This window comes from Henriciella sp., from assembly GCF_049649345.1.
Classification (GTDB): domain Bacteria; phylum Pseudomonadota; class Alphaproteobacteria; order Caulobacterales; family Hyphomonadaceae; genus Henriciella.
Window position 1 is genome coordinate 1 of sequence record NZ_JBARZC010000266.1, and the last position, 20,903, is coordinate 20,903.

The 20,903-nt window shown below is 61.5% G+C and carries 19 protein-coding genes and 1 pseudogene; 9 read left to right on the top strand and 11 right to left on the bottom strand.

What is annotated here, in order from left to right; genetic code table 11:
- From WA989_RS06945 to WA989_RS06955, 3 genes are all read left to right on the top strand, one after another.
- Window positions 1-414 (top strand): inositol monophosphatase family protein (locus WA989_RS06945; RefSeq protein WP_424339777.1); only part of this gene is annotated, 414 nt, incomplete at its 5' end.
- Window positions 415-568: 154 nt separating this feature from the next.
- Window positions 569-2,827 (top strand): M3 family metallopeptidase, encoded by a 2,259-nt coding sequence (locus WA989_RS06950; protein ID WP_424339778.1) that lies wholly within the window; start codon window positions 569-571, stop codon window positions 2,825-2,827.
- 173 nt (window positions 2,828-3,000) lie between these two features.
- Complete coding sequence (locus WA989_RS06955) at window positions 3,001-4,461, top strand: type IV secretory system conjugative DNA transfer family protein (protein WP_424339779.1); 1,461 nt, start codon at window positions 3,001-3,003, stop codon at window positions 4,459-4,461.
- 9 nt (window positions 4,462-4,470) lie between these two features.
- Here WA989_RS06955 and WA989_RS06960 read toward each other — a convergent pair whose 3' ends face one another.
- From WA989_RS06960 to WA989_RS06970, 3 genes are all read right to left on the bottom strand, one after another.
- The gene (locus tag WA989_RS06960; RefSeq protein WP_424339780.1) at window positions 4,471-5,337 is read right to left on the bottom strand and encodes a hypothetical protein; all 867 of its coding nucleotides are present in this window, start codon (window positions 5,335-5,337) and stop codon (window positions 4,471-4,473) included.
- A 65-nt stretch (window positions 5,338-5,402) separates the two neighbouring features.
- Complete coding sequence (locus WA989_RS06965) at window positions 5,403-6,260, bottom strand: HupE/UreJ family protein (protein ID WP_424339781.1); 858 nt, start codon at window positions 6,258-6,260, stop codon at window positions 5,403-5,405.
- Window positions 6,238-7,068, bottom strand: a complete 831-nt coding sequence (locus WA989_RS06970) for a ZIP family metal transporter (protein WP_424339782.1) — start codon at window positions 7,066-7,068, stop codon at window positions 6,238-6,240. Before WA989_RS06970 ends, WA989_RS06965 begins: the two co-directional genes overlap by 23 nt.
- A gap of 161 nt (window positions 7,069-7,229) precedes the next feature.
- On the opposite strand from WA989_RS06970, the gene WA989_RS06975 reads away from it, so the two are divergent.
- The 4 genes from WA989_RS06975 to WA989_RS06990 are packed head-to-tail and all read left to right on the top strand — an operon-like array spanning window position 7,230 to window position 10,671.
- On the top strand, window positions 7,230-7,892 hold the full coding sequence (locus WA989_RS06975) for a ZrgA family zinc uptake protein (RefSeq protein ID WP_424339783.1): 663 nt from the start codon (window positions 7,230-7,232) through the stop codon (window positions 7,890-7,892).
- A gap of 8 nt (window positions 7,893-7,900) precedes the next feature.
- Window positions 7,901-8,605, top strand: a complete 705-nt coding sequence (locus WA989_RS06980) for an ABC transporter ATP-binding protein (protein WP_424339794.1) — start codon at window positions 7,901-7,903, stop codon at window positions 8,603-8,605.
- A gap of 32 nt (window positions 8,606-8,637) precedes the next feature.
- The gene (locus tag WA989_RS06985) at window positions 8,638-9,867 is read left to right on the top strand and encodes an ABC transporter permease (protein ID WP_424339784.1); all 1,230 of its coding nucleotides are present in this window, start codon (window positions 8,638-8,640) and stop codon (window positions 9,865-9,867) included.
- A gap of 57 nt (window positions 9,868-9,924) precedes the next feature.
- Window positions 9,925-10,671 carry a DUF3299 domain-containing protein gene (locus tag WA989_RS06990; RefSeq protein WP_424339785.1) on the top strand — a complete coding sequence of 249 codons (747 nt, stop codon included), beginning with the start codon at window positions 9,925-9,927 and terminating at the stop codon, window positions 10,669-10,671.
- 134 nt (window positions 10,672-10,805) lie between these two features.
- Here WA989_RS06990 and mscL read toward each other — a convergent pair whose 3' ends face one another.
- The 4 genes and pseudogenes from mscL to cmk all read right to left on the bottom strand — a co-directional run bounded on the left by mscL (window position 10,806) and on the right by cmk (window position 14,563).
- A complete protein-coding gene (mscL, locus tag WA989_RS06995) occupies window positions 10,806-11,228 on the bottom strand; it encodes a large conductance mechanosensitive channel protein MscL (protein ID WP_424339795.1) in 423 nt (140 codons plus the stop codon).
- A gap of 177 nt (window positions 11,229-11,405) precedes the next feature.
- On the bottom strand, window positions 11,406-11,705 hold the full coding sequence (locus tag WA989_RS07000) for an integration host factor subunit beta (RefSeq protein ID WP_424339786.1): 300 nt from the start codon (window positions 11,703-11,705) through the stop codon (window positions 11,406-11,408).
- Between the two features lie 402 nt (window positions 11,706-12,107).
- Window positions 12,108-13,796, bottom strand: a pseudogene (gene rpsA / locus WA989_RS07005) (30S ribosomal protein S1); the annotation flags it as partial.
- A 134-nt stretch (window positions 13,797-13,930) separates the two neighbouring features.
- On the bottom strand, window positions 13,931-14,563 hold the full coding sequence (gene cmk, locus WA989_RS07010) for a (d)CMP kinase (RefSeq protein WP_424339787.1): 633 nt from the start codon (window positions 14,561-14,563) through the stop codon (window positions 13,931-13,933).
- An 87-nt stretch (window positions 14,564-14,650) separates the two neighbouring features.
- On the opposite strand from cmk, the gene WA989_RS07015 reads away from it, so the two are divergent.
- Together WA989_RS07015 and WA989_RS07020 are read left to right on the top strand one after the other, a co-directional pair.
- Entirely contained in the window at window positions 14,651-15,718 is a 1,068-nt protein-coding gene (locus WA989_RS07015; protein WP_424339788.1) for a PLP-dependent cysteine synthase family protein, read from the top strand.
- Between the two features lie 129 nt (window positions 15,719-15,847).
- Window positions 15,848-16,378: a CIA30 family protein gene (locus WA989_RS07020; protein ID WP_424339789.1), complete on the top strand. Its 531-nt coding sequence runs from the start codon at window positions 15,848-15,850 to the stop codon at window positions 16,376-16,378.
- On the opposite strand, the gene WA989_RS07025 is transcribed toward WA989_RS07020, so the two are convergent.
- The 4 genes from WA989_RS07025 to WA989_RS07040 all read right to left on the bottom strand — a co-directional run bounded on the left by WA989_RS07025 (window position 16,375) and on the right by WA989_RS07040 (window position 20,740).
- Complete coding sequence (locus tag WA989_RS07025; protein ID WP_424339790.1) at window positions 16,375-17,373, bottom strand: NAD(P)H-binding protein; 999 nt, start codon at window positions 17,371-17,373, stop codon at window positions 16,375-16,377. The two genes, WA989_RS07020 and WA989_RS07025, sit on opposite strands and share 4 nt — an antisense overlap.
- Before the next feature lie 57 nt (window positions 17,374-17,430).
- Entirely contained in the window at window positions 17,431-18,810 is a 1,380-nt protein-coding gene (locus tag WA989_RS07030; protein WP_424339791.1) for a mechanosensitive ion channel domain-containing protein, read from the bottom strand.
- Between the two features lie 68 nt (window positions 18,811-18,878).
- Complete coding sequence (locus WA989_RS07035) at window positions 18,879-19,601, bottom strand: SCO family protein (protein ID WP_424339792.1); 723 nt, start codon at window positions 19,599-19,601, stop codon at window positions 18,879-18,881.
- Window positions 19,601-20,740 (bottom strand): multicopper oxidase domain-containing protein, encoded by a 1,140-nt coding sequence (locus WA989_RS07040; protein WP_424339793.1) that lies wholly within the window; start codon window positions 20,738-20,740, stop codon window positions 19,601-19,603. Before WA989_RS07040 ends, WA989_RS07035 begins: the two co-directional genes overlap by 1 nt.
- Between the last annotated feature and the right edge of the window lie 163 nt (window positions 20,741-20,903).

The window sequence follows — 20,903 nt, forward strand, 5'->3', positions numbered from 1 at the left end:
GTTCTCGGTGTCGTCTACGACTTCTTCCGTGATGAGATGTTTGCCGGCATTGTCGGCGCGGGGGCAACCCTGAACGGGGCGCCGATGACCGTGTCGGACGTCTCCGACCGCGGCCGCGCCACGCTGATGACCGGCTTTCCGGTGCGCGCCGATTTCTCCGATGAGGCACTTAGCACCATGGCGCGCGACTTTGCCAGCTGGAAGAAGATCCGCATGATCGGCACAGCGGCCCTCGCGGCCGCCTATGTCGCTGCCGGACGGGCCGATTGCTATCGCGAGCAGGGCTCCATGCTGTGGGACATCGCGGCTGGCTGCGCGCTGGTCGAGGCGGCGGGCGGCAAGGTCTCGCTCGACATGACGGCCCTCGACGCGCCAATGAATGTGACGGCGTGGAACGGGACGCTCAAAGTCTGAGGGGCCGCGCGCTCCGCGTGGGCCGCCGTCGCTCACCCTGGCGGCAGTCAGGCATGTTTTGAAGATGACAGTCGTAACACTGGACAGTCTTGCCGTTTATCGACAAATATCTCGCCAAATTCATCTTTCCCAGATCACTCCTGAAAGGATCGACATGACCCGCAAGACTCTTCTCATGGGCAGTGCAGCAGTCCTCGCCCTTGCGATTGGCGCCTGCAGCCCTGCAGACACGGCGGGCGATACGGCCCCGGCCGATTCGGCGACCACAGACGCAAATCTTGAAGCCGACACGCCTGCCGGAGCGGCGGCAGAAGCGTCCACCGCCGAGCCGGGAGCGCTCCAGGAGATTTCGGTGGATGAAGACGAGCTTGAGGGAAATCCGTTTCTTGAAGACTGGGACACAGAGTTCGGTGTCCCGCCGTTCAGCGACATCGGTGACGAGGATTATCTGCCCGCCGTCAAGAAGGGCATTCTGGATCTGCGCGCAGAGATCGACACGATCAGCGCCAGCGAGGAAGAGGCGAGCTTCCAGAATACGATCGTCGCTCTGGACGAGGCCGGCTCGACCCTGGAACGCACGCTGCGCACCTTCGGCAATATCACCGGCACAGACACCAATGACCGCCTGCGGGAGCTGGAAGGCATCATCTATCCGATGGTCACACGCGAAACCGATGCGATCGTGTTCAATGACGCGCTCTGGCAGCGTGTGAAAGCGGTATATGAAGAGCGCGATACGCTCGGGCTCGACGAGCAGGATGCCCGGCTGCTGGAGCTGACCCACCGCCAGTTTACGCGCGCCGGCGCAGACCTGTCGGAGGATGTGAAGGACCAGGTCGCCGACATCAATTCGCAGATTTCCTCGCTGACGACCGAGTTCGGCCAGAACCTGCTGCGCTCCACAAAGGCGTTCCGCATCGAGGTGACCGATGAGGCAGAGCTTGCCGGCCTGTCGCAGGACTTCAAGGACGCCATAAGGATGGACGGCGACCAGGACACATGGCTGCTGACCGTCGACCGGTCGGTCTACGAGACCTTCATGACGCAGTCCGAGAATCGCGAGCTTCGCAAGAAGATGTTCGACGGCTACCGCCTGCGCGCCTCCGAAGGCGAGTTCGACAATGGCCCGATCGCGATCGAGATTGCCCAGCTCCGCGCCAAGCGCGCCGCGCTGATGGGCTATCCGAACCATGCGGCCTATGTGCTTGAGACGAATATGGCGAAGACGCCGGAAGGCGCCGAGGAATTCCTGCTGCGCGTCTGGCGCCCCGGCCTGGCGCAGGCCAAGGCCGAACGCGCGGCCATGCAGGACATGGTCGGCGACGAGTTCACGATCGCAGGCCATGACTGGTGGCACTATTCAGAAAAAGTCCGCCAGGACAAATACGCCTTCGACGACAATGCGCTGAAGCCGTATTTCGAGCTTGGCGCTGTCCAGCAGGGCGCGTTCGATGTGGCGAGCCGCCTGTTCGATATCGAGATCGAGCCGGTCGACGTCGAGGGCTGGAACCCTGTGGTCAATTCTTTTGAGGTGACCGACGCGGAAACCGGCGAGTTCCTCGGCCTCTTCATGTCTGACATGTATGCCCGCGATTCCAAGCGCGGCGGCGCCTGGATGAGCACTTATCGCGGCGCGTCAGATATCAATGACGAGGATATCCGCCCGATCGTGACCAACAATCTCAACCTGATCAAACCGCCTGAAGGCCAGCCGACGCTGATGCGCTTCGACGAGGTCGAGACGCTGTTCCACGAATTTGGTCACGGCCTGCATGGGCTTCTGACCCAGATCCGCTATTCGAACTTTTCCGGCGTTGACGGCCCGCGCGACTATACAGAGTTCCCGGCGCAGATTCTGGAGCATTGGGCAAGCGCGCCGGAAGTGCTGGAAGCATACGCCACCCATTACGAGAGCGGAGAGACCATTCCGCTGGAGCTCATTGAACGGATGAACGAGGCGGCGAACCACAATCAGGGCTTTCGCACGACCGAATATGTCGCCGCCTCGCTGCTCGACCTCAACTGGCACATGCTGTCCTATGATGAGGCCATGGCGATCGAGGATGCGCGCGCTTTTGAAAAGTCCGTGCTCGACAAGTACGGCCTGATCGAGGAAATCGAGCCGCGCTATCGCTCGAACTATTTCAGCCACATCTTCGCGGGCGGTTATTCGGCGGGTTATTACGCCTATCTCTGGTCGGAAATTCTTGATGCGGACGGGTTTGAGGCCTTCAGGGAGACCGGCGACATATTCGATCCGGAACTCGCCGCGAAACTGAAGCGCTGGGTGTATGAGTCCGGCGGCCTGCGCGAGGCTGATGAGCTTTACCGCAACTTCCGCGGCTCGGACCCGACGATCGAGCCGCTGCTGCGCAATCGCGGCTTTGACGTGACCGAGCAGGGCGACGGTTAGACTTGCCCTCTCCGTATAAGGATTAAGGCCTCCCGGACACCCTGTTCGGGAGGCTTTTTCTATGGCGCGATTCGTCCCCATGGAATTCGCCTATAAGGCCAATTAACCACTTGTTAGGGGTCCCGCTTTGTTCCAGCCTGTCCACAGGTTCGGGAATCAGGAGGACGCCTATCATGTCGAGAAACGACAGCCTGTCACATTCATATAGCCCCTATAGCAACCATGATGGAGAAAGCATTGTTCTTGGCTGGCAGACCCGGTCTGACCAGACAACGGGCATGGGGTTTTCACAGCCAGCAGATGACGCGGACAGAGCGCCCGTCGAGCCGGTGGAGCTGTCCGGCGACGGCCACGCCCTGACCATCGCGCCAACCGGCTCCGGCAAGGGCGTGAGCTGCATCATCCCGACGCTGCTGACCTATGAAGGCCCGGTCATCGTGATCGATCCGAAGGGGGAGAATGCGGCCGTCACAGCAGAGCGCCGCCGCGAAATGGGCCAGGACGTCCATGTCATCGACCCGTTCGGGATCAGCGGCGAAGCGCCCTCGCGCTTCAATCCGATGGAGATCGTGAACCCATGCTTCGCCGATTGCACCGACGATGCCGCCATGCTGGCGAGCATGATCACGCCGGTGCTGACGCATGATCCTTACTGGTCGAACCGGGCAACCCAGCTCATCACAGGGCTCATCCTCCACGCCTGTCATGACCTGACGAGCCCCAATCACAACCTCATCAAGGTGCGCGATATCCTGCACAAGGCCTCGCGCGGCGACGAAACCGTGATCGAGGCGCTGAAGACCTCCTCGCACAAGGAGGTGCGGATCACCCATGCCGGGCTGTCCGGGCCAGCCGAACGCACGCGACAGTCGATCGTGTCTATCGCGGCTGACGCGCTCGATGTGTTTCGCGGCGAGTCGATGATGAACAGCCTCTATACCTCATCCTTCGACATCAATGCGGTAACGCGCGGCGACCCGATGACGATCTATCTCGTCCTGCCGCCGCACTTGCTGAAATCGCATGGTCCGGTGCTGAGGCTCTGGGTCGGGGCGCTGTTCTCGCTGATCTGCCGCCGGCGCAAGCGGCCTGACATGCACACGCTCTTCCTGATCGATGAGGCGGCCCAGCTTGGCACATTCGAGCCGCTGCGCTCAGCGCTCACGCTCTTGCGCGGCTATGGCGTGCGCACCTGGAGTTTCTGGCAGGATGCAGCCCAGATCAAGCGGCTCTACCCGGACTGGGAGACGCTGATCTCGAACTGCCGGGCTGTGCAGGTGTTCGGCCGGATGGGCGCGCGAAGTGCGAAAGGCGCCGCTGAAATCCTCGGCGTCGACCATCCCGGTATTTTCCGCGATCTGGCGCCAGACCAGATGGTGGTGGCAATGAATGGCGACGATCCGAAGCTGTGCCACAGGCCCAACTATCTTGATGACAGGCTGCTTTCGAAGCTCGCTGGTGAAAACCCCTTCTTCGGCGCTGACATGCCGGGCGAAGTGAGGCGCCCTGCCGTGCCGGATGAGGCCGGCGCGTCAAATGATGACCAGATCGCGCTCTTCCCGCTCGAACTCTATTCGCCGCGCCGCTATCGAAAGCGCGGGGGCGGTATCAGGCCTTATCGCAAGGCAGGCTGAGGCGCTGAACTACTGGGTGGCGAAGGCGCTCGCGGCTGACAGGTCCGGCAGGATACGCTCGACGAAGGCGCAGCTTTCAATCTCGCCTGATGACGGAATGTCGGGATCGGCGAGATAGGCGCTAAGCGCGAGCCGGGCGCCGGCTGCGATCTGCGTGTCGCTGAGCGGTTCGGTCGTGCGCGCCAGCATCCGGCGCGCTCTGCAGCGATAAAGGCGTACGAAGGCGAGGTCATCGGCGTGCTCGCCAGCGCGCAATTTGTGTAGGGCGTTGAGCTGGCGGTCTGCTGACACGGTCAGCGCGGACGGCCAGCCGGCGCCGCTGGGTCTCGCGATCCAGATATGGGAGCGCGGCTGGCGGGGGTCGCCGGCCTGCAGGCGAACCGAAATCAGCTCGCCTCCCTTAGCCTCTTCGATGCTGACATCGGCGACACCGCGACGGGCAAGCCGGGCGAGCCAGATCTCGATGGCCTCATCGCGAAGCTGCCAGGCGTGTGCCTGTTCGCCCAGCGCAAGCTCAACCGAGGCATAGATGAAAAGGCTGTCGACATCGGCGATATAGCCTGCCTGTTCGAAATGGCGGGCCGCGTCTTCCGGCTTGTCGTCCCAGGCAGCCGCGCGCGCTGCAATTCGGTGTGCTTCGGGGATTTCGGGCCGGTTCGGGCAGGCGGCAATGAAGTCTTCCGTAACGCGCTGGACATAATCGGGGCTCGCCTCTTCCTGCGGATCGGCAAGCTGCATCTGCCAGACTGAAACATCAGACAGCCCGCACGTTCGCACCGGTGCCTCGTCGGCGAAGGCAACCCTTTGCAGGCCGCTATAGGTACAGATGAGCGAGACGATCAGGGCGCTGAGATAGCGAAGAAGCCGTTTGCGCATGGGGGCGCTCCTGCGGGTTACCTTTAGATAACCATGCAGGCCTGCAAGTGTGATGCCGCAGGGCGCTAACCGTAGAAACGCTGGAAGGTCCAGATCAGGCCGGTCACACCAATCGCGAGCGATGCCGGGATGACGACCATGGGCCGGTAGAGATCCATGCGCGAGGCCTGTTTCAGGACGCCGCGGAAATAGAGTGAGGCGGCGAAAGCAAGGCCGACCACAGCGAGCTGGCCGATTTCGACGCCGATATTAAAGCCGATCAGCGCGCTCCAGAACTGGCCCGCGGGCAAGCCAAGTTCGCCGAAGAAGCCGGCAAAGCCCATGCCGTGAATCAGGCCGAAGCCGAAAACCAGAATGGGCCGCAACCGCGTCATCCGGCCGAACAGGATGTTCTCGAACGCGGCAAAGGCAATCGTGGCGGCAATCAGCGGCTCGACGATCGAGGCGGGCGGAGAGATGACGCCTGCGGCCGCGAGGGCGAGGGTCAACGTATGGGCCACGGTAAAGGCCGAAACCTGGATCAGCAGCGGTTTGACGCGCGGCGAAGCCAGGAAGATAGCCAGGATGAACAGGATATGGTCATACCCGCCCGGCAGGATGTGGCGCACGCCGATCGAGATATAGGTGAAGAAGGTGCTGACGCCCGACCGGTCAAAATCCACGGTTTCGGTTTCGGTATATTGCGTCGGCTGGGCGACATCAGCAGACGTGTCGGCTGTTGCAGGGCGATCCATTTCCGAGAGCGCGCGGCAGAGTTCGGGGTCGAGGCCTCCGCCTGGCGTGCAGAATTCGTCTTCTGGATGGGCGGCGGCAATCTGCTGGAACAGGCTCAGTGCCAGCAGGCCAAGCACCAGGACAAGGCCGATCCGGCGCCAGACGGCGAGCTGGCGCGGGCCTGTCTCAGCTGCGGCGTATTTCCTCATGCGACCCCTCGTCTGCATGACCTGACGCCGGCATGGGCAGCATGCCGTCATCATGGCTGTGTGATCCCCCACCGCCGTGAATAGGCGCCAATGCGAGCAGGATTGCAGCACCGACGCCAGCGGCAATGGCCGTCAGACCGCGCACCGGCTTCATTTCCCTCAGCGGTGCCATCAACGGGCCTGTGGCCACATAGATGAGCAAGCCCGCCGAGATGGCAAACAGCGATCCGATGGCTTCATTGTCGAGGCCATACATGAATGGCCCTGAGACAATCACGCCAAGCGGTGTCGTCGCTGCGGCTGCCAGAAAGGCCAGCCAGAACGCTCTGACATTGCTGACACCATAGCGGCGCAGGATTGCGAAAGCGATAACGCCTTCCGGGAATTCATGCAGCGTGAGACCGACCGCGGCATAGACGCCGGAGGCAAAGCTCGCCGCGAAGGTGACCGAATAGATGACGCCGTCGATGAAGGAGTGCACAGCGATCGCGAAGATCGGTGTCAGCGCTTCATGCTTGTGCGCCACGCCGTCCTTTTCGGGGAAGATCGCCTTGACTGTATTGTTGAGAAGGAGCCCGCTAAAGAATCCGGTTGCCAGCCAGATCGGCGCGCTGGACGAGAAGTGAAACGCTTCGGGAATAATGTGCAGGAAGGCCAGCGTTGTCAGCATGCCGGCGGCTGCCAGCCCGAAAAGCGAAGCATTCCGCTCGCTCCACAGCGCCTTTTGGGCGACCACGATCAGCCCGACTGTCGTGCAAAATGCAGCGATCAGGCCGAAAAAAAGCGGTGCCTGGATGGATGACCACATGTGTTCGGGTTTGCCTTGTCAGTCTTGCGCTGCAATTTAGGCAGCAAGCGAATTGAGACGCCAATTGTCCGGCTTGAGACGTTATAGTATCTCATTCCGGCGATTGCGACCTGTTTTTACCGAGAGCCGTCTCTTTTGGCGGCCGGCGAGGAGATGACATCATGGCGGCCAGACGTTTCATCGGGGTTTCCCTTTTTCTCGCGCTCGCCCTTGTGGCCTGTGATCCGGCGTCAGAGCGTCAGGGCAAGGAAATGGCGCCGACAGAGACGCCGGAGACCGATCCGCAGGCCGCTGAAGAGGTGCCTGAGGACGCTTATGAGGAGGCCGGTATCGATGCCGCCAATGATGAAGAAGATCACACTGACTTTGAAGCTGGCACATCCGGCGGCCGCCTCGAAGCGCATGAGCATGGAAAGGCCGTGTTCAGCGCCGCCGTCGATGGCGAGACGCTGACCCTCACTTTCGAAGCGCCGCTGATGTCGATGGTCGGCTTCGAGCATGAGGCGGAAACTCCAGAGCAGACAGAGGCGCTCAATGCGCTGAAAGAGGCGTTCAGGGCGCCCGGCAGCCTGGTCGAGATCAACCGCTCGGCAGATTGCGTGCCGCAGATGACATCGTCAGGCACGCATTTTTCCGGCGGGCATGGCGCGCTTGAGGTCGAGCATGTCTACACCTGCGACAATCCGGGCGAACTCGCGCGGATCGACTTTTTGAACATGGGCAACTATCCGGGGCTTGCCTCGATCGATGCCGTGTTCGTCTCCGACACACAGCAGGCGGTTAGAGAGCTGACACAGTCGAACGCCGCGCTGGAGATTCCTTGACCGCTGTAATGCCTGAGCCTGTGATCAAGATCCGCGAGCTTCGCTTTGCATGGCCGGGCGCCAGCGCGCCACTGCTCGATATTCCCTCCTTTGAAATGGCATCGAGAGAGCGGCTTTTCCTGCGCGGTCCGAGCGGATCCGGAAAGTCGACCCTGCTCGGGCTGATCGCCGGTGTGCTGGAGCCTCAGGCGGGGTCTGTCAGTGTGCTCGGCGAGGATATGGCAGACTTGTCAGGTGCCGCGAGGGACAGGCTGCGCGCCGATCATCTCGGCGTCATCTTCCAGATGTTCAATCTCGTGCCGTATCTCTCTGTGCTGCAGAATGTGACGCTGCCCTGCCGGTTCTCGGCGGCGCGGCGCAAGGCGGCCGAAGCTGGCGGGACATCGGCTGAAGAGGCCCGCAGGCTGCTTGGACGGCTCGGCCTCAGCGACGAGAAACTGCTCGCCCGGCCGGTGACAGAGCTTTCGGTCGGCCAGCAGCAACGGGTCGCCGTGGCGCGTGCCCTGATCGGCGGGCCTGATATCCTGATCGCTGACGAGCCGACCTCCGCGCTCGATGCCGATGCGCGTGACCGCTTCATCGCGCTGCTGAACGAGGAGGCGACCCGCTCTGGGGCGGCGTTGCTTTTCGTCAGCCATGACGGCGCTCTCGCCAGCCATTTCGACCGCAGCATCGACTTGACCAAGCTCAATCGAGCCACGGTGACCGCGTGACCGGAATCCTCGGCCTTGCCTGGCGCAGCCTGATGAACCGTCGCGGATCGGCGCTGCTGACGGTGCTCGCCGTGGCGCTGTCTGTCGCGCTCTTCCTCGGCGTCGACAAGGCGCGCAATGGCGCGCGTGCCGGCTTCGACAATACGATTTCGGGCACGGATCTGATCGTCGGTGCGCCAACCGGGCAGATCAATCTGCTGCTCTATTCGGTCTTCCGGCTCGGTAATGCGACGGCGGAGATCAGCTGGCCGACCTATCAGGAGATCGCCGCGCGCGACGATATCGCCTGGACGGTCCCGGTCTCGCTCGGTGACAGTCATCGCGGCTATCGGGTGATGGGCACGAACGCGGCTTATTATGACCATTACGCCTATGGCGGCGGCCAATCCCTCGCTCTGGCCGAAGGCGACTTGGGCGATGATGTTTTCGATGCCGTCCTCGGCGCCGATGTGGCGGGCGCGCTCGATTATGGCCTCGGCAGCGAAATTGTGCTGACCCATGGGCTAGGTGCAGGCGGCCTGACCGATCATGACAACCGGCCGTTTATTGTCTCCGGCATCCTCGAGAAGACGGGCACGCCTGTCGATCAGACGCTGCATATATCGCTGGAAGGGATGACGGCGATCCATGTCGGCTGGGAAAGCGGCACGAAGAACCCGCTCGCCGACACGATCACCGAAGAGATGATCCGCGGCTTCGACCTGACCCCGCGCACGATTTCGGCGGTGTTTGTCGGGCTTGAGCGGCGCGGCACCATCCTTTCGACCCAGCGTGCGCTCAATACCAAGCCGGGCGAACCGCTGCTTGCCATCATCCCGGGAGTCGCGCTGGCCGAGCTCTGGCAAGTCACTGGCGTGGTCGAACGAGCGCTGATTGCGGTGTCGATCTTCGTCATCGCGGTGGGGCTGGTCTCTGTCCTGACCAGTATTCTTACCAGTCTCAATGAACGCCGCCGGGAAATGTCGATCCTGCGCGCAACCGGTGCGCGGCCGGGGCATATCTTCTTTCTCATGGTAGCTGAGGCGGGTCTTCTTGGTCTGATTGGCGCGGTGCTGGGCGTGGTGCTTGTGCAGATCGGCCTGGCGCTCGCCGGGCCTGTTCTGTCGGCCAATTACGGGGTTCAGCTGCAGGGGCTTGGTGTTTCCATGATCGATCTCTGGACGGTGCTTGGCGTGACAGGCGCGGCCATCCTGATCGGCATCATCCCGGCCGTGACGGCGCTGCGCCGCTCGCTTGCAGACGGTCTGACGGTGAAGCTCTAGGAGAAATGGCGCAAAAAAGGCATGGATGCCCGGCAGGATCGATACTATATACACCTCATGAAAACACTTCTACTCAGCGCCAGCGCCCTTAGCCTCATCGCCCTTGCTGCCTGCGGCGGCCCGCAGGATGACACGCCTGATCCGACTGTGCCGGAAACGGTCGATACGGCCTCCGACAGCGACAGGCAGGCCGCCGCCGATGCGGTCCTGGCCAAGGCCGAGAGCGGCGAAGGCCCCCAGATCGGCGATCGCATTCCCGAGCCTGAGGAAGACGAAGCGGCAGGCGACACTATTGCTGCAGCGGCCGCAGCCGAAAAAGCCAGGGCCGATGAAGTCGCCGCTCGCGGTGTAACGGAGATTGGCTGGGAAGAGCTGATGCCGGAGGGCGAGGAAGAGCGCCTCGCCGAAATGTATCAGGCGCAGATGGCGATGCTCTATTCCGGCGCCGGCGTGACCGAAGGCTCTGCCGCCGACCAGGCGATCCAGATCGGCACGTTCAACGTGGTCAAGGATATGGACGGCATGAAGATCCGCCTGCCGGGCTACACCGTGCCGTTCGAATACGGCAAGGACGCGCAGATCAGCGAATTCCTGCTCGTGCCCTATTATGGCGCCTGCCTGCACGCGCCGCCGCCGCCGCCGAACCAGACCGTGTTCGTAAAGACCGATGACAAGATCCAGTTGAAGGACCTCTCACAGGCGGTCTGGATCGAAGGCACGCTGCGCACCCAGACCCAGGAATCCGAGCTGGCGGACGCGGCCTACACGATCGAGATGACGGGCTGGGAAATCTACGAATACTAGATTTGCGATGGCTGCACACTGCGGCCCACCAACACCAATTGCAGAAATTGAGAGGGGCGGACCCAAAAAGAATCCGCCCCTCAAAACGCAACTAACTCTACTGGAGAGTCTTGTCGCGCGGATTGGTTAAAAGATTACGACTGCTTGGCCAGCAGGTTGCGAATTTCTTCGAGCAGAACTTCCTGGCGCGGCGGGGCAGGGACTTCCTCGGGCGCCTCTTCCTTTTTCGCGATCATGCGGTTCATGCCCTTGATGATAAGGAACATCACGAAGGCGACGATAATGAAGGAAATCAGAGCAGCGATGAAGTTGCCAAGCTCGATCACCGCAGCTTCCTTGATCACTTCGCCGTCAGCACCGATTTCTGCCGGAGAGACGGTGTAAGCGATCGAGGCCAGATCAACCCCGCCCATGACGGGGGCCAGGATCGGCAGGAAGACGCCCTGAATGAAAGCGGTAACAACCGTGGCGAACGCGCCGCCCATCACAAAGCCGACGGCCATGTCGACGAGGTTGCCTTTCATGGCAAACTCTTTGAATTCGTTGAACATAAATATACCCCTCCAGATGTGGACCGGCCCTGACTGACCGCGCGAAAACATCAGCCAGTTCCTATTTTGCGTCAATGCCAAACAAGTTCAGGTCGTGCCCGCCCGGCCAAAGCCGGAAGAATGCCCGCGATTGGGGTGCCAAGCCTGTGATAAGGGAAAGGGAACGGGCGTTTTTTGCCGCCTCTAGCGTGCTTCGGGATCCTTGCCGCCATTCACGCGGGCCCGAAGCTCCTTGCCAGGGCGGAAGAAGGGAACCGACTTTGCGTCGACCATAACCTTTTCCCCGGTGCGCGGATTACGCCCAACGCGCGGTTTTCGTTCGCGCACCGAGAAGGCACCGAAGCCGCGCAGTTCCACACGGTCACCACTGGCGAGTGCGTCGGCAATCTCATCCAGGATCACGGCCACGATCTTTTCGAGATCGTCATGCTTGAGGTGGCTATATTCGTCAGCCAGCCGGGAAATAAGTTCTGATCTGAGCATGACTTTGTTTATAAATGAAATTTGGGGCGAAAACCAGTGTTTCCGCCCCAAACCAAGTCTTGTTTTTTTGTAATTTTCTACTTTTTGTAGAAAATCGGCGTTTTATTCGCCTTTATCGGCTTTCTTGGCAGCGGGCTTCTTGGCCGCAGCTTTCTTTGCCGGTGCCTTTTTAGCCGTGGTTTTCTTGGCGGCAGCCTTCTTTGCCGGTGCCTTTTTCTTGGCGGCCGGCTTCTCGTCTGCCTTTGCCTCAGCCTCATCGTCGGCAGACTCGTCTGCTTCCGGCTCGGCCTTCGCTTCAGCCTCATCGGCCTCATCGGCTTCGTCAGCCTTCTCGGCATCTTCTGCCGGCTTGGCCTTAGCGGCTGCCTTCTTGGCTTTCGGCTTTTCCTCGGCCTCGTCGGCATCATCCGAATCGGTGGTTGCCAGAGCGGCTCCGAGGATATCGCCAAGCGATGCCCCGCTGTCTGCAGAACCGTACTGTTTCACAGCTTCCTGCTCTTCGGAGATCTCGAGGGCCTTGATCGAGACGGAGACACGGCGCGACTTGGTGTCGAGCTGGGTCACCTTGGCATCGATCTTGTCACCGACCGAGAAACGCTCAGGGCGCTGTTCGGAACGGTCGCGCGAGAGATCCGAGCGGCGGATGAAGGCCGTCATGGCAGGTTCGCCAAACGACACTTCGATGCCGCCAGAGGTCACTTCGCTGACCGTACAGGTGACAATGTCGCCGCGGCGCATGGCCATGTCGGACATCGGGTCGCCAGCCAGTTGCTTGATGCCGAGCGAGATACGCTCCTTCTCGGTATCAACGTCGAGCACTTTCGCGCGGACGACGTCGCCCTTGTTGAAGTTGGCAATCGCCTGCTCGCCGGGAACGTCCCATGCGATGTCGTTGATGTGGACCATGCCGTCGAGTTCCGGGCCGAGACCGACGAAAAGACCGAATTCCGTGATGCCGCGGACTTCGCCTTCGACTTCGGTGCCGGTCGGATGCTCTGCCATGAACGCTGACCACGGATTGTCCTGGGTCTGCTTCAGGCCGAGCGAGATGCGGCGCTTCTCAGGATCAACGTCGAGAACCTCGACCATGACTTCCTGAGAGGTGGAGACGATCTTGCCCGGATGGACGTTCTTCTTGGTCCAGCTCATTTCAGAGACGTGGATCAGGCCTTCGACGCCGTCTTCCAGCTCAACGAAGGCACCATAATCGGTGATGTTCGTGACCTGGCCGTTGAGACGCGTGCCAACCATGTACTTGCTCTCGACGCCTTCCCAGGGATCGGCCTCGAGCTGTTTCATGCCGAGCGAGATACGCTGGGTGTCCTGGTTGATCTTGATTATCTGGACTTTGACCGTGTCGCCAACATTGACGACCTGGCTTGGGTGGTTGATCCGCTTCCAGCTCATGTCGGTGACGTGCAGCAGGCCGTCGATGCCGCCGAGGTCAACGAATGCACCATAATCGGTGATATTCTTGACGACGCCTTCGCGGGTATCGCCTTCATTCATCGCATCGACGATTTCAGCGCGCTGTTCGGCACGGCTCTCTTCAAGGATCGCACGGCGCGAGACAACGATGTTGCCACGGGCGCGGTCGAGCTTGAGGATCTGGAACGGCTGGACCTCGCCCATGAGCGGGCCAACGTCGCGGACAGGACGGATATCGACCTGCGAGCCAGGAAGGAAGGCGTTGACGCCGCCGAGATCGACGGTGAAGCCGCCTTTGACACGGCCGGAGATCGCGCCTTTGACAGGCTCGTCCTTGTTGTGGCTGTCCTCGAGCTTGATCCAGCTTTCTTCGCGGCGAGCCTTGTCGCGCGAAAGAACAGCTTCGCCCATCAGGTTTTCGATACGGTCGAGATAGACTTCGACGATATCGCCTGGTTTTGGCTGCTCGTCCTCGAGGAGGAATTCTTTCATCGGCACGCGGCCTTCGACCTTCAGGCCGACGTCCAGCGTCAGGTGGTCGCCGTGTACGCCGACGACAGTTGCAGGGACCACGCGGCCTTCCTGCAGGGTTGTGGCACCGGTCGAGTCTTCGAACATTGCTGCGAAGTCGTCGGTGCTCGGATTCATGGTTTCAGTTGACATATTTACTCCAGGGAACTGACCAATGCGGGTTTATGGACGCCAAGCGGGATTGCTGGCGTTAGCGCACTGTCAGGAAAAATCAGACGAGGCAGAGGCGGGCTTTTGGATTTGGAGCGATTGCGCCCCAGAGCCTGCTAGTCTTTTCGGGCCAGGATCATGTCGATCTCGGACCGTGCCTTATCCACAGCCGCGTCTATAGTCAGATGAGTCGTATCTATCAAGGCCGCGTCTGCGGCCTTTTTCATCGGCGCATCCTTGCGGGATGCATCGCGGGCATCCCGCTCGCGCAGCTGCTGGGTCAGGTCCTCCAGCGTGATCGTGTCGCCTGACGCGGTAAGCTCCTTGTGGCGGCGCTGCGCGCGAACCTCCAGATCGGCATCGATCCAGAGCTTGGCATCGGCGTTCGGACAGATCACCGTACCGATGTCCCGGCCATCGAGGACGGCGCCTGCGGCCTGGTTGGCAAAGGCACGCTGGAGATCGAGCAGCGCGGCGCGAACCTCGGGCAGGACGGCCACTTTCGAGGCAGCGACGCCCGCTTCTGCCGACCGCAAATCCTCCTCCTCGAAATCATTAAGGTCGAGCGATGCCGCGACGGCGGCCACAAGGTCGCCGTCTTCGAGGTTGACCCCCGCGCGTATCGCCGCAACCCCCGTTGCACGATAGAGCCGGCCCGTATCGAGATAGGGCAGGCCGTACCAGGCCGCTATACGCCGCGCGATCGTGCCTTTGCCGGAGGCGAGCGTTCCATCGATTGCGATAATCATGGGACCGCGTGATGGTCGAAGCCTCTTGCAAGGTCAAGCACCGCCTGCCACTGGCGAGGTCAGGTCCATACAGAGGGAAATGCGGCGATGGCGGATATGTGTACTGACCGGCTCTGGACGGCAGAAGCGATGCGGCGGATCCAGGCGGACTTCAACCGCTCTGCCGATACCCATCTGATCCGGGTCGACTTGCCGGGCTTTAAAGACCAGCACCTCTATCTGAAAGACGAGTCGATCCATCCCTCCGGTAGCCTGAAGCACAGGCTGGCGCGCTCGCTCTATCTCTATGGGCTGTGCAATGGGAAGATCGGGCCCGAGACAGTTATTGTCGAAAGCTCATCGGGCTCGACGGCGGTCTCAGAGGCCTATTTCGCAAAAATCCTCGGTCTGCGCTTTATCGCCGTGGTGCCGACCGGGACGGCGAAATCCAAGCTCGACCAGATCCGCTTCTATGGCGGGGAAACCCATGCCGTCGATGCGCCGCTCATCTATGCAGAGGCCGAGCGCCTCGCGGCTGAATGCGGCGGGCATTATATGGACCAGTTCACCTATGCCGAGCGGGCGACCGACTGGCGGGGCAACAACAATATCGCCGAGAGCCTGTTCGCGCAGCTGGCGGAAGAAGCCCACCCGGTGCCGGACTGGGTGGTGATGAGCGCCGGGACAGGTGGGACATCGGCGACGATCGGGCGATACATTCGCTACCGGCCCGATCTGTCGGCCAAGACATGTCTCTGCGTTGCTGACCCGGAGAACTCGGTTTTCTACGATCATTTCGAGACGCGCGATCCATCCCTCACGCTGAAGACGCGCTCGCGCATCGAGGGCATCGGCCGGCCCCGCGTCGAAGCCTCCTTCCAGCCGCAGGTCATCGACCGGATGATCCAGGTGCCGGACGCCGCTTCCATCGCCACCATCCACTGGCTCGAAGGCATTCTTGGCCGCAAATGCGGGGGCTCGACCGGCACGAATGTCTGGGCCGCGCTCCATATCATGGACGAAATGCGCCAGGCCGGGCGGGCAGGGAGTGTCGCGACGCTGATCTGCGATGGCGGCGAGCGCTATCTCGACACTTATTATAATGAGGACTGGCTGAGCGCCCAGGGGCTCGATCCGTCTTCCCATCTCGACACGATCAGCGAACTGACCCGCTGAACCTTGTGGCCGGTTTGGCAAACTCATGCCGCGTCACAACTGATCCGCTCGCGCTTTCTGCGCGTATCAAGAACCGTGCTACGCTTCACCCTCCCGCTCGTCTTAACAGTCCTGTCTGCGATTTCATCCATGCCCTCAGCCGCCTCTCCGGAACATCCTTCCTCTGCCCCGCTCCTCTCATTCCAGGCGCCAGAGGAGTCGGAGATGTGGCGGACGGTCAACGACACGGTTATGGGCGGGCGCTCCAATGGTGGACGCGCTATCGAGAATGGCGAACTGGTCTTCTCTGGTACGATCAATACGAATGGGGGCGGGTTCTCATCGGTTCGCCGAGAGATGGAGCCTGGCGCCCTGGACGGCGCGACAGCCTTTGTTCTCCATTTGAAATCGGATGGGCGCGATTACAGGCTGATTGCCCGGACCGATGAAGAATTCAGGGGGCGGTCTGTCTCCTATCAGGCACCGATCCCGCAAAGCCCGGCCGGGGAATGGACCAGCGTCCGGGTTCCGTTTTCGGAATTTGCCCCGGGCGTGTTTGGCCGTGATGTTCCGGCCGCTCCGTTTGCGCCGGAAGAGCTCAATGAGCTTGGTTTCATTATTGCGGACGGGGTCGACGGCGCCTTTTCACTGAGCGTCAGGTCGATTGGCCTCGAGCGTTAGGCGTCCGGCGTCCGGTCTGTTTTCAGCAGGGTTTCCAGGTGTTCAAACAGCGTTTCCTTGCCCGTCGATGGCGTGAGGTCGGCGCTATATTTGGCTGTTTCAGGATCCAGCAACAGCATGGATTCGGTCGCATAATAGTGGCCGATACGGGCATATTCGGCGCGCGCCTTGAGGGGTGGATAAGCCTTGGCGACGAGGGATAGCGCGTTCGCGATGCCGAGCAGCAGGCCGGGCGGCACCTGTTTGATGTTCGGCGGTTGGCCGAGCAGCGAGAACATGTATTCGCCTTGCGCCCGCGGCGTGATGGCCTCGCCGGGGCCGCCAATCGGCAGAATTGCGTTATGGTACGCATCGTTCTCCAGGCAGTCTGCGATAAAATTTGCCAGATCGTCGTCGCTGATCGGCTTGCAGGCTGTCAGCTCACCATCGGCAAACACCAGATAGGGCTTGCCGGCCTTCACGCGCTTCACCAGGCCTGTCAGCGATTTGAAAAAGGCTGTCGGTCGGACAATGGAATAGTCGATACCCGAACCTTTCAGCGCGTCCTCAAAGGCGAGCTTGGCTTTCTGGAAGGCCAGTTTCGGCTTCTGGACGCAAATTGCCGATAGCAGGACCATGTGGGACACGCCGGCCGTGGGGGCGAGCTCGAGCGCATTTAGGTTGGCCTCATAATCGATGCGCTGGGCATCCTTCTTTTCGCCGGTTCGCGACGCCAGGCAGGAAACGATGACGTCGAACGCCTCGCCGCAAAACCCGTCCCGCTCGAGGCTTGCCTTGTCTGTGACATCGCACGCGCGGATCGTCGTTCCTTCCAGATTACGGGCAAGCGCTTCGGGGCTGTGGCGGGGTGTCCTGGCCGGTTGCGGACGCACAAGGCAGACAGTGTCATGCCCGCGCGCCACGAGCGCCCGCGCTGTCGCCTGGCCGATCGTCCCGCTTGCGCCGAGCAGAAGGACGCGTTTCGCCGATTGGGTTGCTGGTGATGGCACCGTCATCGTTCCGGTCTAGCGGACGCTGCCATGTTCGGCCATCCATGAGGCAGCTCGTTGGCTCTATTCCACCGGGCGGCCCTCATCGAGGAGGTCTTTTTCGCCGGTCTGGGCGCGTTCTTCGTCGACCTTTTCGCTGATCGAATCGTCAGGGCGCACATCGAGGACGCTGGCTTCAGCCTCTGCATCACTCGCTGACGGGATGCGGGTCGTCGGGGTGGCAGGGTCGGAGGCAGGGGCGGCCGCCTCCTCTTCGCTTGATTGCGTCAGCAGAGCCGGGACCTTGCCGTCGAAACGCAGGCGGTAGATGGGCTCGGGAAGGGTAAAGCCGTCGGCTTCCAGCGCGTCCTTGGCGGCCCGGATGGCGAGGCTGCGGGCCTTGTGAAACTCGGTGTCGGACTGGTTCACCCAGGCGAGGAATCTGACAATGATATTGCTGTCGCCAATCGCCTTGATGAGCGCATCAGGCTTGGGGTCCTTGAGGATGAAATCGAGCGCGCTGATCGCGCCGAGCCCGCTCGCCATGGCCGCGACCGGATCATCTTCTGCATCGACGCCAAGTTCGAATTCGAACCGGCGTTCCGGATTGCGGGTATAGTTCAGGATGATCGCCTTGAAGACGGCCGCATTGGGAATGCGAAGGTGATTGCCGTCGAGCGTCATGAGGATGGTGGCGCGGGAGGTGAGCCGGACAACCCTGCCTTCATGTTCATTGATCAGGACATGATCATTGGCGCGGAAGGGCTGGCGCAGGCTCAGCATGATTGAGGAGATGTAGTTCTCGACCGTGTCGCGCACCGCGAAACCGATGGCGAGACCGATAACGCCCGCGCCGCCAAGGATCGCGCCCATCAGCGCGGTTGCGCCAACCAGGTTGAGCGCTGTGACGAGACCGAGCACGACGGCCATGAAGCGGATCGCCTGCGAGATGATTTCAGCGAGAAACGGGTTGGGGGCCACACGCCGCCAGAGCCCGCGCCAGCTTGCGATAAGATGGCCGATCACGGCGATGACCAGGAAAACCGCGAGCGCAAGGCCGAGCAGGGGCAAGCCCTCCCAGGTGCGCTCCAGCGTCGATCTGATATTTTCGATGGCCGGCGAGATGGATTGCTCGACGGCGAGCGACCGGGTGATCGAATCCTCGACGGTCACGACGCCTTCCAGCCGCGACGCGATCGAGACAGCCCGGTCTCCGTCTCCCTGCTGGCTCACCGTGCCGGACAGCGACACGACGCCAGAAGTGACATCGACAGTGAGGGCTTCCAGCCCGTCTATCTCCGAGAAAATATCGGTGAGCCGCGCGGCAAGCGCATCGTCAGAAATGACGCGCTCGGCCGCGATCGGATCGGCCGGCTGGGAGTCAGCTTCCTCCTGCGCGAGTGCGGGCGCTGCAAGGCTGGCGAAACCCAGAACAAGAAACAGAAGTAGCGCGCGGCGGACCATTACGCGCTAGCAATACGCGAGCGAGACGAAATGTTCCACGAAAAGAAGCGATGGCAGGCTTGCGCCCGTCAGCCTTTCGCGGCGGCCGCCTCAACGCCGGCCACCATCTCGTCCAGCGGCGTGTCATGGTAGAACAGGTCTTTGACCGCGCCGTCCGGGCCGATCAGATAGACATGGGTGGTGTGGTTGAGGCGCGGGCCGGCTTCTGCGTTACGCGCCATGTTCGCCTCAGCGCGCACCATGAAGGCCTGAACCGTACCGCGCACCTGTTTGCGTGTGCCGGACAGGACGCGCAGACTGCCGCCTTTTTCCTCTGCCCATTCACCCAAGGCCTCGCGCCGGATTTCCGGCCCGGTTTTCGGCATGCCGGCTGCGCCCGGTTTCATCATCGAGGCATGGTCCTTGTCATGGCCATGCATGCCGCCCGTCATGTCGTCGAGGCGCGGCGCGCGGATATCGATGAACACAGCTTCGGTTTCGAGCCCGGATGCGCTGAGCGCCGCCGCAGCGGCCTGAACCGTGCCGACGCCGAGTGGGCAGGCTTCGAGGCATTCCATGTATCCGGCATAGACGAGCGAATAGTGGCCGAGGAAGTTTTCCTCCGTGAACGGAAGACCCGACTGGTCGACCATGTCGATCGCCCCGCCGAGTTCGCTGAGCGCTGGCGGCGCATAATCATGCCCGCCATGGCCACCGTGCCCGGACGTGCCTTCTGCATCATCGGCTGCCCCGGCGAGAGGAGCCAAAAGTACGCCGACAGCGGCAAGGCCCGATCTGGAAAGGAGTGTCATCATGCTCTCACCCGTATGACGGTCTCGGCGACGCCGCGCCCATTGTCGTGGATTTCGCCTGTAATCCAGTCATGAAACTCCATCCGTACGCGGTATTCACCCGGCTCGGTTGGGCGGAAGAACAAGTCGCGCCGTTGCGCCGAGACGGTCTCAAACGGTTCGCCTGCCGGGATCGTATAGGGCTGGGCCCATGGACGGTCCGGGTCGCCGAGGATGCGTCCATCGGTGCCGACAACTTCGGCATCGAGACCTTCGATCGTGGTGCGCACAACCGAATAGCTCGCATTCAGAAAGCGCACGAGAACGGTCTCCCCGACGCGTGCATCGACCCTGACCTTGCGGTGCCGCCTGGTCCGCGTGTTCTCGACGCCGGTGATGAGGAAATATTTCGGCCGGAACACGTTGAGCCCCGCATCTTCATTGCAAAGGCCCGCCGAATGGTTGAGGTCGCGCCATCTCGGGTCGACATCATCGGGTATCCAGAAGGCTTCGACATCGTATTCCAGATCGCCATCGAGCAGGCTGCCCGGCCCCGAAGCCGGGTCGACGATGAGCAGGCCATACATGCCCATTTCGAAATGCAGCACCGTATTCTTGTGGCAATGGTAGAAATGTGTGCCCGGATAGCGCGGCTGGAACTGGTAGGTGTAGCGGCCATTCACCTCGAAACTGGTATGGCCGACCCCGTCATTGAACGTTGTCGGATTGATGCCGTGATGGTGGATCGTGTGCGAGTTCTTTTCGCCCTTGATCTCCGAATGGACGACCTCGCCGACGCGCACACGGATCGGACGGGATGGGAATTCATCCTTGGAATCGGAATCGTCATCATCCTTGAAGTTCCAGAACTCGATATCCTCACCGTCGGACATTTCGAGTTTGAGCGTGTTGGCGCCGGCCCGCGAAAAGCGTCTGTCCGGGCGCACCCTGTCGGGCGTGTCGAAATTCTCATCGATGACATTGCAGCTGAACGTGTCGAACGAGCTGTTGCCTGCAACATTGCTGTCTTCAAACTCAATATCGCTTCGGCCCCCACCAGACCCGCTGCCACTACTCTCGCTGCGATCTTCATCGCGTCCCCGGCGCCTGTCCTCGTCGCGTCCACCGCGGCCCCGGCCTCGCCCTCTGCCCTTGCTCATGCGCCGGCCCCTTCCGGATTTTCAGGACGCGCCGGCCCCAGCAATTCCCAATCAGTTACTAGACCTTGCGGGTAGCTGCCGCCCCGCGCGGTCTGAGAGATTTCCATGTGGCAGTGCATCGGATACTTCATCGGAAATGGTTCCTCACGCGGCGGCCAGGCGT

Coding starts and splice junctions, on each gene's coding strand:
- WA989_RS06965 (WP_424339781.1), bottom strand. CDS start 6,260: ATGAGGAAATACGCCGCAGCTGAGACAGGCCCGCGCCAGCTCGCCGTC.
- WA989_RS07015 (WP_424339788.1), top strand. CDS start 14,651: ATGGCGGATATGTGTACTGACCGGCTCTGGACGGCAGAAGCGATGCGG.
- WA989_RS07020 (WP_424339789.1), top strand. CDS start 15,848: ATGCCCTCAGCCGCCTCTCCGGAACATCCTTCCTCTGCCCCGCTCCTC.
- WA989_RS06975 (WP_424339783.1), top strand. CDS start 7,230: ATGGCGGCCAGACGTTTCATCGGGGTTTCCCTTTTTCTCGCGCTCGCC.
- WA989_RS06985 (WP_424339784.1), top strand. CDS start 8,638: ATGAACCGTCGCGGATCGGCGCTGCTGACGGTGCTCGCCGTGGCGCTG.
- WA989_RS06955 (WP_424339779.1), top strand. CDS start 3,001: ATGTCGAGAAACGACAGCCTGTCACATTCATATAGCCCCTATAGCAAC.
- WA989_RS07000 (WP_424339786.1), bottom strand. CDS start 11,705: ATGCTCAGATCAGAACTTATTTCCCGGCTGGCTGACGAATATAGCCAC.
- WA989_RS06980 (WP_424339794.1), top strand. CDS start 7,901: ATGCCTGAGCCTGTGATCAAGATCCGCGAGCTTCGCTTTGCATGGCCG.
- WA989_RS07040 (WP_424339793.1), bottom strand. CDS start 20,740: ATGAGCAAGGGCAGAGGGCGAGGCCGGGGCCGCGGTGGACGCGACGAG.
- WA989_RS07035 (WP_424339792.1), bottom strand. CDS start 19,601: ATGACACTCCTTTCCAGATCGGGCCTTGCCGCTGTCGGCGTACTTTTG.
- WA989_RS07025 (WP_424339790.1), bottom strand. CDS start 17,373: ATGACGGTGCCATCACCAGCAACCCAATCGGCGAAACGCGTCCTTCTG.
- WA989_RS06960 (WP_424339780.1), bottom strand. CDS start 5,337: ATGCGCAAACGGCTTCTTCGCTATCTCAGCGCCCTGATCGTCTCGCTC.
- WA989_RS06970 (WP_424339782.1), bottom strand. CDS start 7,068: ATGTGGTCATCCATCCAGGCACCGCTTTTTTTCGGCCTGATCGCTGCA.
- WA989_RS06990 (WP_424339785.1), top strand. CDS start 9,925: ATGAAAACACTTCTACTCAGCGCCAGCGCCCTTAGCCTCATCGCCCTT.
- cmk (WP_424339787.1), bottom strand. CDS start 14,563: ATGATTATCGCAATCGATGGAACGCTCGCCTCCGGCAAAGGCACGATC.
- WA989_RS06950 (WP_424339778.1), top strand. CDS start 569: ATGACCCGCAAGACTCTTCTCATGGGCAGTGCAGCAGTCCTCGCCCTT.
- WA989_RS07030 (WP_424339791.1), bottom strand. CDS start 18,810: ATGGTCCGCCGCGCGCTACTTCTGTTTCTTGTTCTGGGTTTCGCCAGC.